This is a genomic window from Microbacterium awajiense (assembly GCF_039536545.1).
Classification (GTDB): Bacteria; Actinomycetota; Actinomycetes; order Actinomycetales; family Microbacteriaceae; genus Microbacterium; species Microbacterium awajiense.
This window is the reverse complement of record NZ_BAAAYU010000003.1, coordinates 106564-121558: the sequence shown is the minus strand read 5'-3', so window position 1 is coordinate 121558 and position 14995 is coordinate 106564. Positions and strand designations below refer to the sequence as shown.

The following is a 14995-nucleotide window of genomic DNA, read 5'->3' as shown; positions in this document are numbered from 1 at the left end:
GATTGCGACGGAGGCCCAGATTCACGTGCTACGTGGAACCCTCCGCGTACTCCCTCACTGTACCACCCTTGACGTCCACGGCCAGCATGTGGGCCTCCCACGGACTCTCGGCGATGGATGCCATGACCTGCGCGGCTTCGACGCGCCGGCCGGGTCCGTCGGCGAGCACGAGCACGCTCGGACCGGCACCCGACACGACGGCCGCGAACCCGGCGCCGCGCAGCGCACGCACGAGTCGGTCGGTCTCGGGCATGGCCTGAGCCCGGTAGCCCTGGTGCAGCTTGTCCTCCGTCGCGGCACGCAGGAGCTCGGGGCTCTGGGTGAGCGCGGCGATCAGCAGCGCCGACCGTGACACGTTGAAGACCGCGTCCTCACGCGGAACCTGCAGCGGCTGCAGGCTGCGCGCCACGGAGGTCGACATCTGCGACTCGGGCACGAACACCACCGGCGAGACGCCGCGGTGCACGATGAGCTTCTTGTGCTGCGGGCCGCTCTCCTCCCCCCACGCGATGGTGAGACCGCCGAACAGCGCCGGGGCGACGTTGTCGGGGTGACCCTCCATCTCGGTGGCGAGCGCCAGCAGCCGGTCGTCTCCGAGCGCCACATCGCCCTCGAGCAGCCCCTTGGCGACGAGCAGACCGGCGACGACCGCCGCTGCCGACGAGCCGAGGCCGCGACCGTGGGGGATCACGTTGTGCGCCTCGAGCCGAAGTCCGGGCATGGGACGACCGGCGGCGGCGAATCCGCGGGCGACAGCGCGCACCACGAGGTTCGAAGCGTCGCGGGGGACGTCGCCCGTCCCTTCGCCGGTCACGTCGATCTCGAGCATTCCCGGCGCGAGCTCGGTCGCCACGAGCTCGTCGTACATGCTCAACGCGAGGCCGAGGGTGTCGAAGCCCGGTCCGAGGTTCGCGCTGGTCGCGGGTACGCGCACGGCGACGCTGCGCGCGGGCGGCGCGCCGGTCTCCGCGGCGTGGGTCATGCGTCGGTCCGCGGCGCGAGGTCCAGGGCGGACGCCACCTCCGATGTCGTCGCATCCACGACCGTGGGTGCGACGTCGCTGCCGTCGGCGTTGCGCAGTGCCCACTGCGGGTCCTTGAGACCGTGACCGGTCACGGTGAGCACGACACGCGCCCCCGCGGGCACGACGCCCGCCTCGCAGCGGTCGAGCAGACCCGCGACGCTGATCGCCGAAGCCGGCTCGACGAAGATGCCGACTTCGCCCGCAAGCAGCTTCTGCGCGGCGAGGATCCGCTCGTCGTCGATCGCGCCGAACCAGCCGTCGGTCGCGTCGCGCGCTTCGAGCGCGAGCTCCCACGACGCCGGATTGCCGATGCGGATCGCGCTCGCCACCGTCTCGGGATGTGTCACCACCTCACCGCGCACCAGGGGCGCGGACCCCTCGGCCTGGAATCCGAACATGCGCGGCACGCGCGAGCTGACACCCCGCGCGACCTCCTCGCGGTATCCGCGCGAGTACGCCGTGTAGTTGCCGGCGTTGCCGACGGGGATGAAGTGGAAGTCGGGCGCGTCGCCGAGCACGTCGACGACTTCGTACGCCGCGGTCTTCTGCCCCTCGATGCGGTCGGGATTGACCGAGTTCACGAGGTGCACCGGGTAGTGGTCGGCCAGTTCGCGCGCGATCTCGAGGCAGTCGTCGAAGTTGCCGCGGATCTGGATGAGCCGTCCGTTGTGGGCGACGGCCTGGCTCAGTTTGCCCATCGCGATCTTGCCCTCGGGGACGAGCACCGCCGCCGTGATGCCGGCGTGCGCCGCGTACGCGGCAGCCGACGCCGACGTGTTCCCCGTCGAGGCGCAGATGACCGCCTGCGCGCCGTGCTCGACGGCACGCGAGAGCGCGACGGTCATTCCGCGGTCCTTGAACGAGCCGGTCGGGTTCATGCCTTCGAATTTCACCCACACGTCCGTGCCCGTGCGCCGTGACAGCGCCGGCGCGGGCAGCAGCGGGGTGCCGCCCTCTCCCAGCGTGACGACGGTGGACGCGTCGGTGACGCCGAGCCGGTCGGCGAATTCGCGCAGCACGCCCTGCCAGAGATGTGCCATGTCAGTCTCCTTCCACGCGCAGCACCGAGACGACACGCGCCACCACGCCGCTGGCGGCGAGGCGGTCGACGGTGTCGCTGAGGTCCTGCTCGAGTGCCTTGTGGGTTCCGATCACCAAGCGCGCCGTCTCGACGTCCTCGCCCGCGACGGTCTGCTCGAGCGTCGCGATCGAGACCCGGCCGTCGGCGAGGATGCCGGCGATCGTGGCGAGCACGCCGGGCTCATCGGCGACGTCGAGCGTGATCTGGTAGCGGGTCGTGACGTGGCCGATCGGCACGACAGGCAGGTTCGCCCTCGTGGACTCCCCCACCCCGACGCCGCCGGCGATGTGGCGCCGCGCGGCCGAGACGACGTCGCCGAGGACGGCGGATGCCGTCTGCACCCCGCCGGCGCCCGCCCCGTAGAACATGAGGTCGCCGGCCGCTTCGGCTTCGACGAAGACGGCGTTGTTGGCGCCATGGACGCTGGCCAGCGGGTGGTCGCGGTGGACGAGCGCAGGATAGACCCGCACCGAGATCGACTCTGCGGCATCCGTCACATCGGCGAGCCGCTCGCACACGGCGAGGAGCTTGATGACGTAGCCGGCGTGGCGCGCCGAGTCCATCATCTGCTTGTCGATCCCGGTGATGCCCTCGCGGTGCACGGCGTCGAGCGGCACCGCCGTGTGGAAGGCGAGGCTCGCGAGGATCGCGGCCTTCTGCGCCGCGTCGTAGCCCTCGATGTCGGCGGTCGGATCGGCCTCCGCATAGCCGAGGGCCTGGGCGTCGGCGAGGACGTCCGCGAACTCCGAGCCCTCCTTGTCCATGCGATCGAGGATGTAGTTGGTCGTCCCGTTGACGATGCCCATGATGCGCTGCACACGGTCACCGGCGAGGGAGTCCCGCAGCGGTCGGATGATCGGGATCGCGCCCGCGGCCGCCGCCTCGTAGTACACCTGCGCGCCGACCTGATCGGCCGCGTCGAAGATCTCGGGACCATGGGTGGCCAGCAGCGCCTTGTTCGCTGTGACGACATCGGCACCGGAGTTGATCGCCTGCAGGAGGTGGGTGCGGGCGGGTTCGATCCCGCCCATCAACTCGATGACGATGTCGGAACCCACGATGAGGGGCTCGATGTCGGTGGTCAGCAGCTCGCGCGGAAGCTCGACGTCGCGCTTCGCGTCGACGTCTCGCACGGCGATGCCGGCCAGTTCCAATCGTGCTCCGGATCGGTCGGCCAGTTCGTCGCCGTGCTGCCGCAGCAGCGCGGCGACCTGCGAGCCGACGGCCCCGGCGCCCAGAAGCGCGACGCGGAGGCGGCGGTAGTCGGTCATATATCCCTTTCCTGGTCGACACCGGGGGCGATCCCGGCATCGCGGGCGAGCAGGTCGTCGACCGACTCCCCCCTGACGATCACCCGCGCGGTGCCGTCGCACACGGCGACGACGGGCGGGCGAGGCGCATAGTTGTAGTTGCTGGCGAGCGAGAAGCAGTAGGCGCCGGTGGCGGGCACCGCGAGCAGGTCTCCGATCGAGACGTCGCCGGGCAGGTACTCTGCGTCGACCACGATGTCGCCCGACTCGCAGTGCTTCCCCACGACGCGCACGAGCGCGGGTGCGACATCGCTGCTGCGCGAGGCCACGCGCGCGCTGTACTGGGCGCCGTACAGGGCGGTGCGGGCGTTGTCGCTCATGCCGCCGTCGATGCTGACGTAGAGCCGCGTGATCGTGTCGTCGACGCGCACCGGCTTGGTGGTGCCGACCTCGTAGAGGGTCACGCCCGCCTGGCCGACGATCACCCGTCCCGGCTCGAAGGCGAGGTCGGGCATCGGGAGCCCGCGCAGGTCGCACTCGCGGGCGACGGCATCGACGATGCCGTCGGCGAGCTCCTCGATCGGGATGGGCTCGTCGGCCGACGTGTAGGCGATCCCGAAGCCGCCGCCGAGGTTGAGCACGGCGAGATCGCCACCGTCGCGCAGCGATGCGTACAGCGCGACCAGCCGCGCGGCGGATTCGGCGAACCCGGCCGATGCGAAGATCTGCGAACCGATGTGGCAGTGCAGCCCGACGAGCTCGAGACGGGCATGCTCACGGACGCGGGATGCGGCGTCTGCGGCATCCTCGAGCGCGAAGCCGAACTTCTGGTCCTCGTGTGCGGTCGCCAGGAACGCATGGGTCTCGGCGTGGACGCCGCTGTTGACGCGCAGCAGCACGCGCTGATGCGCGTCGAGGCGCTCGACGATCGCTGCGAGCCGCTCGATCTCGATGCGGCTGTCGACGATGATGGAGCCGACCCCGGCGCGCACGGCGGCCTCGAGTTCGGCGACCGACTTGTTGTTGCCGTGGAACCCGATCCGCGACGGCTCGGCTCCCGCGGCGAGCGCGACGGCGAGCTCGCCTCCCGTGCACACGTCGACGGCGAGACCCTCGTCGGTCACCCAGCGCACGACTTCGGTCGACAGGAACGCCTTGCCGGCGTAGTACACGCGGGCCTGCACGCCGTGTCGCGCCGCCGCCGCCGTGAAGGCCTCGCGGGCGCGGCGGGCGTGGGCACGCACCTCGGATTCGTCGAGCACGTACAGCGGGGTGCCGAAGCGCTCCGCCAGGTCGGTGGCCGAGACCCCGCCCACCTCGAGCACGCCGTCGCGGTCGCGGAGCGCGCTGGCCGGCCACACACCCTCGTGCAGCGCGTTCGCGTCCGCGGGCTCGCGCAGCCACTCGGGGATCGGCGTGACGGAAGACGAGGCGGACACGGAGGGACCAATCGGAGGTTGCTGCGACAGGGGGCCGAGCGGGCTTTCGCGGGTTGCCGCGGCCGGTTCGCTCACGCGCCGGGCAGTCCTTGCAGTCTAGGGCACCGCCCTCGGGCGCCCGCGCACCCGGCGGAATGCGGCGTCATCCGCAGGTGCCGTTCTGCTGCAGCCCCGGGTCGGAGGCGATGCCGCCGTCCACGACGAAGTCGGCCTCCACCGTGTCGCCGACCACGCTGATGCCGGTGAGGGTGAGTCCGGCCGGCAGGTACGCCGCGATGCAGACCGACCAGTCGCGAGCGACCACGTCGGCGACGGGTCCGAGCTGATCGCGCACGGTGTCGGCGTCGACCTCGGCGCCGGCGAGCTGGAAGCTCGACGGCGTCAGCACGATGTCGCCCTCGGCCGCCGACGGCGTCAGCGCCACGCCGACCGGGATGGTCAGCCCGAACACCTCGAACTCGGTCGACATGGTCACATCGGGCGCGGCGAGACCGACCGAGTCGGCGGGGAAGCCCTCGACGGCGGCGAGCAGGTCGCGCAGCTGCTGCTCGTCCATGACGGCAGACGCCTGCGCACTGCCGATCTCGCCGTCCCCGCGGATCGGCACATCGCGCGCGACGACCGAGATGTCGCCGACGAACGTGTCGAACGGCACGTCGTCGGACTGCAGCCGCACCTCGCCGAGGGTGCCGACGACGAGCTGCGGGATGATCGCCCCGGGCACGTCGACGTCGATCTGCTGGTCGGCGGGCAGATCGAGCTGATCGACGACCTGGTCGCGGATCGTGTCGGTGACGATGTCGCGCGCGACGGCCTCGGCGGCGAACCACGCGACGATGCCGAGCACGACCACGACCCCGAACGCGACGAGCCACGGCCAGATCCGACGCCGCGGCGCCGGTGCGGGCATCCCCGACGAGGCGAGCACCCATTTGCCGTCCGCCGTCTGCCGGGGCTGGGTGTGCCCCAGGGGCAGGGTGGGCTGATCGTCGGCGTCGCTCACGATGGCTCCTACATCCGCTCCGGTGCGCTCACACCGAGCAGGTCGAGTCCGTTGCGCAGCACCTGTCCGGTCGCGTCGTTGAGCCACAGCCGCGTGCGGTGCACCGCTTCGACGGGCGCGTCGCCGAGCGGGATCACCCGGCAGCTGTCGTACCACTTGTGGTACAGGCCTGCGAGCTCCTCGAGGTAGCGGGCGACACGGTGGGGTTCGCGCACCTCCGCCGCGAAGGCGACGGTGCGGGGGAACTCCTGCAGGGCGCCCAGCAGCGCCGACTCGGTCTCGTGGTCGAGCAGCTCGGGGGCGAATTCCGAGCGGTCGACGCCGGATGCCTCGGCGTTGCGGGCCACGTTGTGGGTGCGTGCGTGCGCGTACTGCACGTAGAACACGGGGTTGTCGTTGGTGCGCTTGCGCAGCAGCTCGGGGTCGAGCGTGAGCGGCGAGTCGGCGGGATAGCGCCCCAAGGAGTACCGCAGCGCATCGGTCCCGAGCCACTCGCGCAGGTCGTCCATCTCGATGATGTTGCCCGCGCGCTTGGACAGGCGCGCGCCGTTGACCGACACGAGCTGGCCGATGAGCACCTCGACATCGGCGTCGGGGTCGTCGCCGGCGGCGCCCGCGAGGGCGCGCAGGCGATGGACGTAGCCGTGGTGGTCGGCGCCCAGCAGATAGATCTTGTGCGCGTAGCCGCGGTCGCCCTTGTTGAGGTAGTACGCGGCGTCGGCGGCGAAGTAGGTGTACACGCCGTTCGCGCGGCGGATCACGCGGTCCTTGTCGTCGCCGAAGTCGGTGGTGCGCACCCACACCGCACCCTCGTCGTCGAACACGTGGCCCTGGGCGCGCAGACGATCCACCGCCTCGTCGACGAGGCTCGGGCGATCATCGGAGCCGCGGTCGTGCAGCGTGCGCTCGCTGAACCACACATCGAAGTGCACGTTGAACTTCTCGAGCGACGCCTGGATCTCGCCGAGCTGGAAGTCGTAGGCGAGGTCGCGGGCACGCTCGAGTTGAGCGTCGGCGTCGAGATCGAACAGCCCCGGATCGGCGGCGACGACCCGGCGCGCGAGCTCGTCGATGTAGGCGCCGACGTAGCCGTCCTCCGGCGCATCCTCGCCCTTCGCCGCGGCGAGCACGGATCGGCCGAACCGCTCCATCTGGGCCCCGGCGTCGTTGATGTAGAACTCGCGGGCGACCGTGGCGCCGCTGGCCAGCAGCAGGCGGGCCATCGAGTCGCCGAGCGCCGCCCAGCGCGTGTGGCCGATGTGCAGCGGGCCGGTCGGGTTCGCGCTGACGAACTCGACGTTGATCGTGTTGCCGCGCTGCGAGTCGTTCGAGCCGAACGCCGCTCCCGCATCGACGATGACCTTCGCGAGCGCGCCGGCGGCCGCGGCCTCCAGCCGGATGTTGATGAACCCCGGACCGGCGACCTCGACGCTCGCGATCCCCTCGACCTGCTCGAGCCCTGCGGCGATCTCGGTCGCGAGCTCACGCGGGTTCGCTCCGACGGACTTGGCGAGCTTGAGCGCCGCGTTGGAGGCCCAGTCGCCGTGATCGCGGTTCTTGGGCCGCTCGAGCGGCAGATCCGTCGCGGTCAGACCGGCGGACGAACCGGCGCGTCGCGCCTCGGCGATCGGGGCGACGACGGCGAGCACGGCGGCGGACAGGGCATCGGGATCCATAGGCCCTCCATCCTACGGTCGCGAACACCCCACCCCACGGTCGAGTGGACGAGGATGCACGCTCGTGCGCGGCGTGTCGCGGGCATCTTCGTCCGCTCGGCCCTCACGCCAGCTGCACGAGAGCCGCCGGGTCGTCGGCGTCGACGACGGATGCCTCCGCCGCGGCATCCGCTGTCCCCGCGGCGATGACCTCGTCGGCGTCGTCGGGCAGTGTCCACGCGTCCACGCGCAGGTGCGACAGGGTGACGGGGCCGCCGTGGTAGCTGAGGAAGGCGCAGTCGGCGGCGTCGCGGCCCGTGGCGATGCGCACGAGCGAACGTCGGTCCGCGAGACGTGTGGCGTCGATGACGTACCACGCGCCGTCGTGGAAGGCCTCGGCGACGGCGTGGAAGTCCATCGGCTGCAGTCCCGGCGCGTAGCACGCGGCGTAGCGGGCGGGCATGTCCATCGCCCGCAGCAGCGCGATGACGACGTGCGCGTAGTCGCGGCACACCCCCTGGCCCGTCATGAGGGTCGTCACCGCACTGTCGGTGCCGTGGCTGAGGCCCGGCGTGTACGTCGTGCTGTCCGCGACGAACTCGGACACCGCCCCGATGAGGTCGAGGCCCGTCAGGCCGCGGAACTGACGCCGCGCCTGCTGGAACACCTCATCGGACTGGCAGTACCGGCTCGGGCGGAGGTAGGTGATCGCCTCGAGGTCGCTCGTGTGACCGGTGCCGGCTCGTCCCTCCACGACCGCCTCGTAGCGGATCTGCACCGTCCCCGCCTCCCCGGTGAGGCGGTGCAGCCGCGAGCCGGACTGGTCGACGATCTCCGTCGGCGTGTACACGCGATCGCCCTGGGTGAACGTCAGCGACTCACCGGCGAGCGGCACCTGCTGGGCCGTCGCGATCTGGAGGATGAGGTCGACGGAGGAGCTCAGATCGAGGTCCATCTCGGCGGTCACGACGCGTTGCACCGCTGTATCCTCGCACGCCGCGCGCGGGTTCGAGAACGTCCGCCTCGACATCGCCTGGGGATGGATCGACGGCACCCGTTCGGCGGTGGCGTAGCCTCGACGCATGCCCGACGCCCGACGCTCTGCCGCGCGCCGCGCGTGGGTGCCGCTCACCGCCGTCGCCGTCGCGATCGCCGCCGTCTGCGCGCTCGCCGCGTGGCGCCCGTGGAGCCAGCCGGCACCGGCGTCCGCGGGTGCGGAAGCCGCTGAGATCGCCCCGGCGCCGCTGGTGCTGCCCGACCACGCGCGCGTGCTGGTCTTCGGCGACTCCTGGACCTACGGTTCGGCCGCCGCACCGCCGACGCTCGGGTACGCGCACCTGCTGGCAGACCTGCTCGACGCCGAGGTGATCGTCGACGGTGTGCGCGGCAGCGGCTACCTCAAGCCGGGGATCGACGGTCCGTCGTTCGGCGACCGCATCCGCGCCCTCGATCCCTCGCTCGAGCCGGATCTGATCATCCTGCAGGGGTCGATCAATGACCGCCGTCTCTACCCGGCGGGGTATGTCGACGCGGTCTCGGCGGCGTGGGACGATCTCGCTGAGCGCTTCCCGCGTGCGACCGTCGTCGTGCTCGGGCCCGCACCGCAGGTGCTGCCCGTCGAGAGACCGACCGCGGCGATCGACGCCGATCTCGCCCGCCTCGCGGCGGCGCGATCGTGGTGGTACATCTCTCCGCTCCGCGACGACTGGATCACGCCCGACAACTACCTCGAGGTGATCGACACCGGTCCGGGCAACGACCATCCGTCGACCGCCGGCCACGCATATCTGGCCGGACGCCTGACCGAGGCACTCGCCGCACTCGCGGAGGGCACCGACGTCGCGGCGGACGCGCCGTCGATGCCCTGACCGCGACTACGCGTCGTCGCCGGTGCCCTCGGCATCGCGCCGGTGGCGGCGATTCTCGCCGACCGTCAGCGAGGCATCGCCCGACGCGGTGTGGTCGGGGCGGTCGGGCCCCTTGTGCTGGATGTGACCGGGCTCGTACGTGCGCTGCACGTCTTCGGCGGTGACCTGTTCGATCGCGCCGGTGGACGCCTCGACGTACCACTCGGTCAGCGCCGGGTCCTCGGTGTCGAGCCAGGCGCCCGCACCCTTCCCGTCTTCGACCTCGCTGGTCTGGAACACGAAGTCGTCGCCGTGGTCTGCGATCCCCTGACGAACACCCTGCCGAATGGCCGCGCGGGCGAACTTGCTGCGCAGCACGTACGGGTCGGTGCGCAGGTCCTTCGCCCACGCGAACATGATGCCGATCACCACGATCGCGAACGGCAGAGCCGAGACGACCATGATCGACTGCAGCCCCGACAGGGCATCCTGGCCGCCGGCCAGCAGCAGCGATGCCGCGACGAGCGCCAGCAGCGAGCCCCACAGGATCGTCACCCATGTCGACGGCTCGGGACGCCCGCCCTGCGACATCGACCCCATGACGATCGAGGCCGAGTCGGCCGACGTCACGAAGAAGATGACGATCGAGATCATCGCGACCACAGAGGTCACGACGCCGAAGGGCAGGTTGCCGAGCACCGCGAACAGGGATGCCTCCGGCGAACCCGTCTCGCTGATGCCCAGACCGTTCGCCTCCATCCACATCGACGTGCCGCCGAAGATGACGAACCAGAACAGGCACACGATCGACGGGACGATGATGACGACGGTCACGAACTCGCGGAGCGTGCGCCCACGCGAGATCTTCGCGATGAACATGCCGACGAAGGGCGTCCACGACACCCACCACGCCCAGTAGTAGGTCGTCCAGCCGGCCAGGAAGTCGGCCGATTCCTGCCCCTGGTTGGGGTTGCGGGCGAGCATCGTCGGAAGCTCGGCGAAGAAGTCGACCACCGCGGTCGGCAGGAAGTTCAGCAGGAAGATCGTCGGTCCCGCGATGAACACGAACAGCGCGAGAAGACCCGCCAAGACCATGTTGATGTTCGACAGCAGACGGATGCCGCGCTTGATGCCCGACACCGCCGACACGATGAACAGCGCGGTCAGCACCGCGATCGTCATGATGAGGAAGCCGTTGCCGACGGGGCCCATGCCGGTGACGAACTCGAACCCGCTGCCGATCTGCAGCACGCCGATGCCGAGCGAGACAGCCGTGCCGAACAGCGTCACGATGATGGCGAAGATGTCGATGACCGCACCGAGGGGGCCTTCGGTGCGCTTGCCGAAGATGGGCTCGAAGATCGCGGAGATCAACGGTACGCGGCCGCGCCGGTACGCGCTGTAGGCGATCGCACCGCCCACGAGCGCGTAGAACGCCCAGGCGATCGGGCCCCAGTGCAGGAGCGCCTGCGCCATCGCGGAGTCCATCGCGGCCGGGCTGCCGGGTGCGTCGTCGAAGCCTTGGGGCGGGTCGAGGAAGAACGCGAGAGGCTCGTAGGGCCCGTAGAACAGCAGCCCGATGCCGATGCCGGCAGAGAACAGCATCGCGATCCACGACGTGGTCGAGAACTCTGGCTTCTCATCGTCCGACCCCAGGCGCACGCCCCCGCTGCGGCCGTAGCCGACGATGAACATGAAGACGGTCACGACGATCGCGAGCGCCCCGAACAGCCATGCGAAGTTCGCGGTGACCCATCCCAGGGCTGCGCTGCCGGTCGCGCTGATGCCCTCCGGCGCGACGAAGGCCCAGATGATCACACCGAGTGCGACCACGGCGGCGAAGATGAACACGAACCAGTTCATCGGGAAGCTGCGGCCGGTCTGTTCGACGCCGATGCCCGGGATGAGGGCCGGGTGCACGAGTCCGGGTTCGTTCACCTCCCGCAGCACCCTGCGCACTCCCCCGCCCGGGGGCCGCCCCCCGGGCGCATCCGTCGCCTTGCTCTGTTCCGTATCTCTGTCACTCATGTCATCACCCGTCCTCGCACGGCGAGGCAGCACGCGTCGCGCACCCGCCTCCCGGCATCGGCCACCCACCCTAGCGAGTCCGGCGGCCGAACCTCGAACGGGCGCGGCGCCGCCGGGTGGTAATCTCGATCGGCACGCCTCCGTAGCTCAGGGGATAGAGCGTTGGTTTCCGGTACCAAAGGTCGCAGGTTCGATTCCTGTCGGGGGCACTGGATGAAAGGGATCGACCCAGAGGGTCGGTCCCTTCGTCGTGTCCGGAGTCAGCCGTCGCAGAGCGCGAGGTCTGTCTGGGCCAGCGGCTCGCCTTCCGGGATGACGTACGTGACCCAGAGGACGACGTCGACGTCGCCCTCGTTCCGGCCTTCGTGGATGTAGTCGGCGCCTTCGATGATGGCATCGCCTTCGCGGTACACCCGCACGCCTCCCGGATGGGTGGGCGCATAGTGCGTCAGCTCGCCCTGCTGCACGACGGCGATGAGCTGACCGTCGTGGCAGTGCTCGCCGGTGCCCGCACCCGGCGCGAGGGTGATCTCACGGAAGGTGACGCCCACCCCCTCCGATCCCGCCGCCACCGCGACGTCGACGTCCCCGTCGGTCTCGCCCGCTGCCAGATCGACCGCCTGGACGGGCGCGGAGGACGGCGCGGCCACGGTGGCGTCACCGACGGATGCGGGTGCCTGGGCGCACGCGGACAGCGGCAGGGTGAGGGCCCCGAGCATGAGCGCCGCGACGATGCTCCGTGTCCGGAAGTGGGCGGTCATCGGTGCTCCCTCGACGACCGGGGCGAGGACGGCCGTCCCCTTCATCGTGTCGGCGAACCCAACACGACACAAGCTCGGTCGGGCGCGCCGAGCCCGGCATCCGTTAGTGTTCAGCCGTGCTGGGACCTGCTGAGACGACCAACCTCTGGTGGCTCGTCGCGCTCGCCGCGACGCTTGCGATCAACATCACCGCGCTCATCGTCATCCCGCGGCGGCGCAAGCCGACGGCCGCGATGGCGTGGCTGCTGGCGATCCTGCTGGTGCCGTTCATCGGCATCCTGCTGTACCTGCTGATCGGCAGCATCCGCCTGCCCAAGGCGCGACGCGACGAGCAGGCCCGCATCGACGGGCTGATCCGCGACGCGGCCCACGCCTCGGGCGCCGCCGTCGATGACGGTGCGTACCCCCGGTGGTTCCAACGCGTCGTCGAGCAGAACGAGACCCTGACGAGCCTGCCCGCCGTCGGCGGGAACGCCACGACCCTGATCGACGACTACGAGGGCTCGATCGCCGCGATGGCCGCGGCGATCGGCACAGCGGAGCGCTTCGTGCACGTCGAATTCTTCATCGTGGCGTGGGACGACACCACCCGGGACTTCTTCTCGGCGATGGAGGCAGCGGTCGCACGCGGCGTCACGGTGCGCCTGCTCGCCGACTACGTGGCATCCCGCAGGGTCGCCCGCTCGAAGGAGACATTCGCCGAGCTCGACCGCATCGGCGTGAAGTGGGAGTGGATGCTGCCGGTGCAGCCGCTGAAGGGCAAGTACCAGCGCCCCGACCTGCGCAACCACCGCAAGCTCGTCGTCGTCGACGGCCGGATCGCCTTCGTCGGCTCGCAGAACCTCATCGACCGCAGCTACGACTCCCCCAAGAACATCAAGCGCGGCCTGCAGTGGCAGGAGCTCATGACGACGCTGGAGGGCCCTGCAGTCGCCGAGGTCGACACCGTCTTCCTGTCGGACTGGCTCATCGAGACCGGCGAGGACCTGAGCGCGGAGCACCTCCCCGCCGGCGAGATCGGGCCCCGCGGCGACCTCGTCTGCCAGGTCGTGCCGAGCGGCCCCGGCTACACCACCGAGAACAACCTGCGGCTGTTCCTCTCGCTCATCCACGGAGCGACCGAGAAGGTCATCCTGACGAGCCCGTACTTCGTGCCCGACGAGGCGATGGTCTACGCGATCACCACCGCGTGTCAGCGGGGCCTGGACGTGCAGCTGTTCGTCTCGGAGATCGGCGACCAGTGGCTGGTCTACCACGCGCAGCGCTCGTACTACGAGGCGCTCCTCGAGGCCGGCGTGCGCATCTTCCTGTACCCCGCGCCGTACGTGTTGCACGCCAAGCACTTCTCGATCGACGACGACATCGCCGTCATCGGGTCGAGCAACATGGACATCCGCTCGTTCAGCCTCAACATGGAGGTCTCGATGATGGTCCGCGGCGCGTCTTTCGTCGCGGCCATGCGCGAGGTCGAGCAGAAGTACCGGGATGCCGGGCGCGAGCTCACCCTCGACGAGTGGCGGCGCGAGCCGCGCAGCGCGACGTTCATGGACGGCGTCGCCCGCCTGACGTCGGCGCTCAACTGAGATCGGCGTCGGCGCTCGAGAACACCTCGACGCTGCGCTCGGGCACGGGTCGCTGGGCGAGCACGAGCGCGATCACACCCAGCGAGATCGGCACGCCGGTCGCGACCAGCGCGCCGAGACCCGCGAGCACGGGCGCCCACTCCTGCGCGCCCGCCGGGTCGGCGGCGACGAGCACCTGGGTGGCGATCGCGGGCAGGACGGTCGCCGCGAGCGCCCACAGCGGCGCCCGGTTCCACGGGGACGGCACGATGCCGGCCCGCGCGATGCCGGCCGCGGCGACCGCCGCGAGCGCGAGCTGACCGAGCAGGTCGACCCACGACGCGACGGTCACCCAGTCGAGCACCGGGGTGAGGTCTGCGGGGGTGGCCCACAGGATCGCGCTGACAAGCGACCACACCGCGAGGATCGCCAGGCTCGCGGTTCCTGTCCTGCCGGCACCGGCGACGCGTCCACCGTCGGGGATCCCCAGCGCGAAGACGAGATAGGCGGCGGATGCCGCGGCGACCGCGGCGATCCGCAGCCCGCCCGCGCCGCCGACGCCGGCGGAACCCGCTGCGAGCAGCACGCCGGAGGCGACCAGCAGACCGCCGCCGATCGCCCATGAGCGACGACGCGGCATCCGATCCTCCATCGCACCAGGCTATCCGCCCGGTGCCGGCACGGATCCGCCGTGATGCGGCATCCCGGGCCGCCGCGGGCTGGAACGTGCGGGTGGCGGCGCACACGAAGATCGCCCCCGGGAATCGGGCCCGAAGGCCACGCCCCGGGGGCGATCATCATGCGATCTGCGGTTTCCGTATCCGGTTCCCTCGCGGGTTCCTCGTTCCTGTTTTCTCTTCGCAGTCATCAAGATACTCGCCACCGAAACGGCGTCAAGAGTTCACCGCCAAGTCACCTCGACGTCAACATGAGGGTGAGGTGCGCGAGCTATTCGTGACCGACGAGCTTGAGCCCCACGACGCAGCCCACCAGGCCGAGGATGAGCAGCATCCGCACGAGCGAGAACGACTCCTCACCGGTCGCCATCGCCCAGGTCACGGTGAGTGCGGCGCCGATCCCCACCCACACCGCGTAGGCGGTGCCGGTCGGGATCTCGCGCATCGCCCACGCGAGACCGCCCATACTCGCCACGAGCGCCACGGCGAACACCACGCTCGGCCAGAGCTTCGTGAAGCCCTCGCTTCGACCCAACGCAGTCGCCCACACGGCTTCGAGGACTCCGGAGATGACAAGGATGACCCACGACATGCGACCCGCCTCCATGGCCAGTCTTGTCGCGTACCGGGTACTGATCCGTCGTCCGGGAGCCGGGGTGGGGCTCGTG

General features: G+C 70.6%; 13 protein-coding genes, 1 tRNA gene and 1 riboswitch. Of the genes, 3 read left to right on the top strand and 11 right to left on the bottom strand.

The annotated features are described in order from the left end of the window. Positions 1-28: 28 nt before the first annotated feature. From thrB to ABD663_RS06070, 7 genes are all read right to left on the bottom strand, one after another. Positions 29-982 (bottom strand): homoserine kinase, encoded by a 954-nt coding sequence (thrB, locus tag ABD663_RS06100; RefSeq protein WP_344737057.1) that lies wholly within the window; start codon positions 980-982, stop codon positions 29-31. Further along, the gene (gene thrC, locus ABD663_RS06095; protein ID WP_344737056.1) at positions 979-2064 is read right to left on the bottom strand and encodes a threonine synthase; all 1086 of its coding nucleotides are present in this window, start codon (positions 2062-2064) and stop codon (positions 979-981) included. Before thrC ends, thrB begins: the two co-directional genes overlap by 4 nt. Before the next feature lies 1 nt (position 2065). After that, on the bottom strand, positions 2066-3376 hold the full coding sequence (locus ABD663_RS06090) for a homoserine dehydrogenase (RefSeq protein WP_344737055.1): 1311 nt from the start codon (positions 3374-3376) through the stop codon (positions 2066-2068). Then, positions 3373-4794, bottom strand: a complete 1422-nt coding sequence (gene lysA / locus ABD663_RS06085) for a diaminopimelate decarboxylase (RefSeq protein WP_344737054.1) — start codon at positions 4792-4794, stop codon at positions 3373-3375. The genes ABD663_RS06090 and lysA overlap by 4 nt, the downstream gene beginning before the upstream one ends. Positions 4795-4936: 142 nt before the next feature. Beyond that, the gene (locus ABD663_RS06080) at positions 4937-5797 is read right to left on the bottom strand and encodes a DUF2993 domain-containing protein (RefSeq protein ID WP_344737053.1); all 861 of its coding nucleotides are present in this window, start codon (positions 5795-5797) and stop codon (positions 4937-4939) included. Positions 5798-5805: 8 nt separating this feature from the next. Beyond that, positions 5806-7473 carry an arginine--tRNA ligase gene (argS, locus tag ABD663_RS06075; RefSeq protein WP_344737052.1) on the bottom strand — a complete coding sequence of 556 codons (1668 nt, stop codon included), beginning with the start codon at positions 7471-7473 and terminating at the stop codon, positions 5806-5808. 103 nt (positions 7474-7576) lie between these two features. After that, positions 7577-8431, bottom strand: a complete 855-nt coding sequence (locus ABD663_RS06070) for a transglutaminase-like domain-containing protein (protein WP_344737051.1) — start codon at positions 8429-8431, stop codon at positions 7577-7579. Between the two features lie 103 nt (positions 8432-8534). Here ABD663_RS06070 and ABD663_RS06065 point away from each other — a divergent pair, with 103 nt between their 5' ends. After that, positions 8535-9320, top strand: a complete 786-nt coding sequence (locus tag ABD663_RS06065; protein ID WP_344737050.1) for an SGNH/GDSL hydrolase family protein — start codon at positions 8535-8537, stop codon at positions 9318-9320. 6 nt (positions 9321-9326) lie between these two features. Here the strand turns inward: ABD663_RS06065 and ABD663_RS06060 are convergent, their stop codons facing one another. Next, a complete protein-coding gene (locus ABD663_RS06060) occupies positions 9327-11327 on the bottom strand; it encodes a BCCT family transporter (RefSeq protein WP_344737049.1) in 2001 nt (666 codons plus the stop codon). Positions 11328-11463: 136 nt separating this feature from the next. Here ABD663_RS06060 and ABD663_RS06055 point away from each other — a divergent pair. Continuing rightward, positions 11464-11536: transfer RNA gene (locus tag ABD663_RS06055), tRNA-Arg, on the top strand. A gap of 51 nt (positions 11537-11587) precedes the next feature. Here ABD663_RS06055 and ABD663_RS06050 read toward each other — a convergent pair. Further along, positions 11588-12088, bottom strand: coding sequence for a cupin domain-containing protein (locus ABD663_RS06050; protein ID WP_344737048.1), 501 nt, complete (start codon positions 12086-12088; stop codon positions 11588-11590). A gap of 119 nt (positions 12089-12207) precedes the next feature. On the opposite strand from ABD663_RS06050, the gene cls reads away from it, so the two are divergent. Beyond that, positions 12208-13671 (top strand): cardiolipin synthase, encoded by a 1464-nt coding sequence (gene cls / locus ABD663_RS06045; protein ID WP_344737128.1) that lies wholly within the window; start codon positions 12208-12210, stop codon positions 13669-13671. Here the strand turns inward: cls and ABD663_RS06040 are convergent. Together ABD663_RS06040 and ABD663_RS06035 are read right to left on the bottom strand one after the other, a co-directional pair. Further along, positions 13664-14302 carry a hypothetical protein gene (locus tag ABD663_RS06040; protein WP_344737047.1) on the bottom strand — a complete coding sequence of 213 codons (639 nt, stop codon included), beginning with the start codon at positions 14300-14302 and terminating at the stop codon, positions 13664-13666. The genes cls and ABD663_RS06040 overlap by 8 nt on opposite strands. 296 nt (positions 14303-14598) lie before the next feature. Further along, positions 14599-14919, bottom strand: a complete 321-nt coding sequence (locus ABD663_RS06035; protein WP_344737046.1) for a DMT family transporter — start codon at positions 14917-14919, stop codon at positions 14599-14601. 12 nt (positions 14920-14931) lie between these two features. Continuing rightward, positions 14932-14995, bottom strand: a riboswitch (guanidine-III (ykkC-III) riboswitch).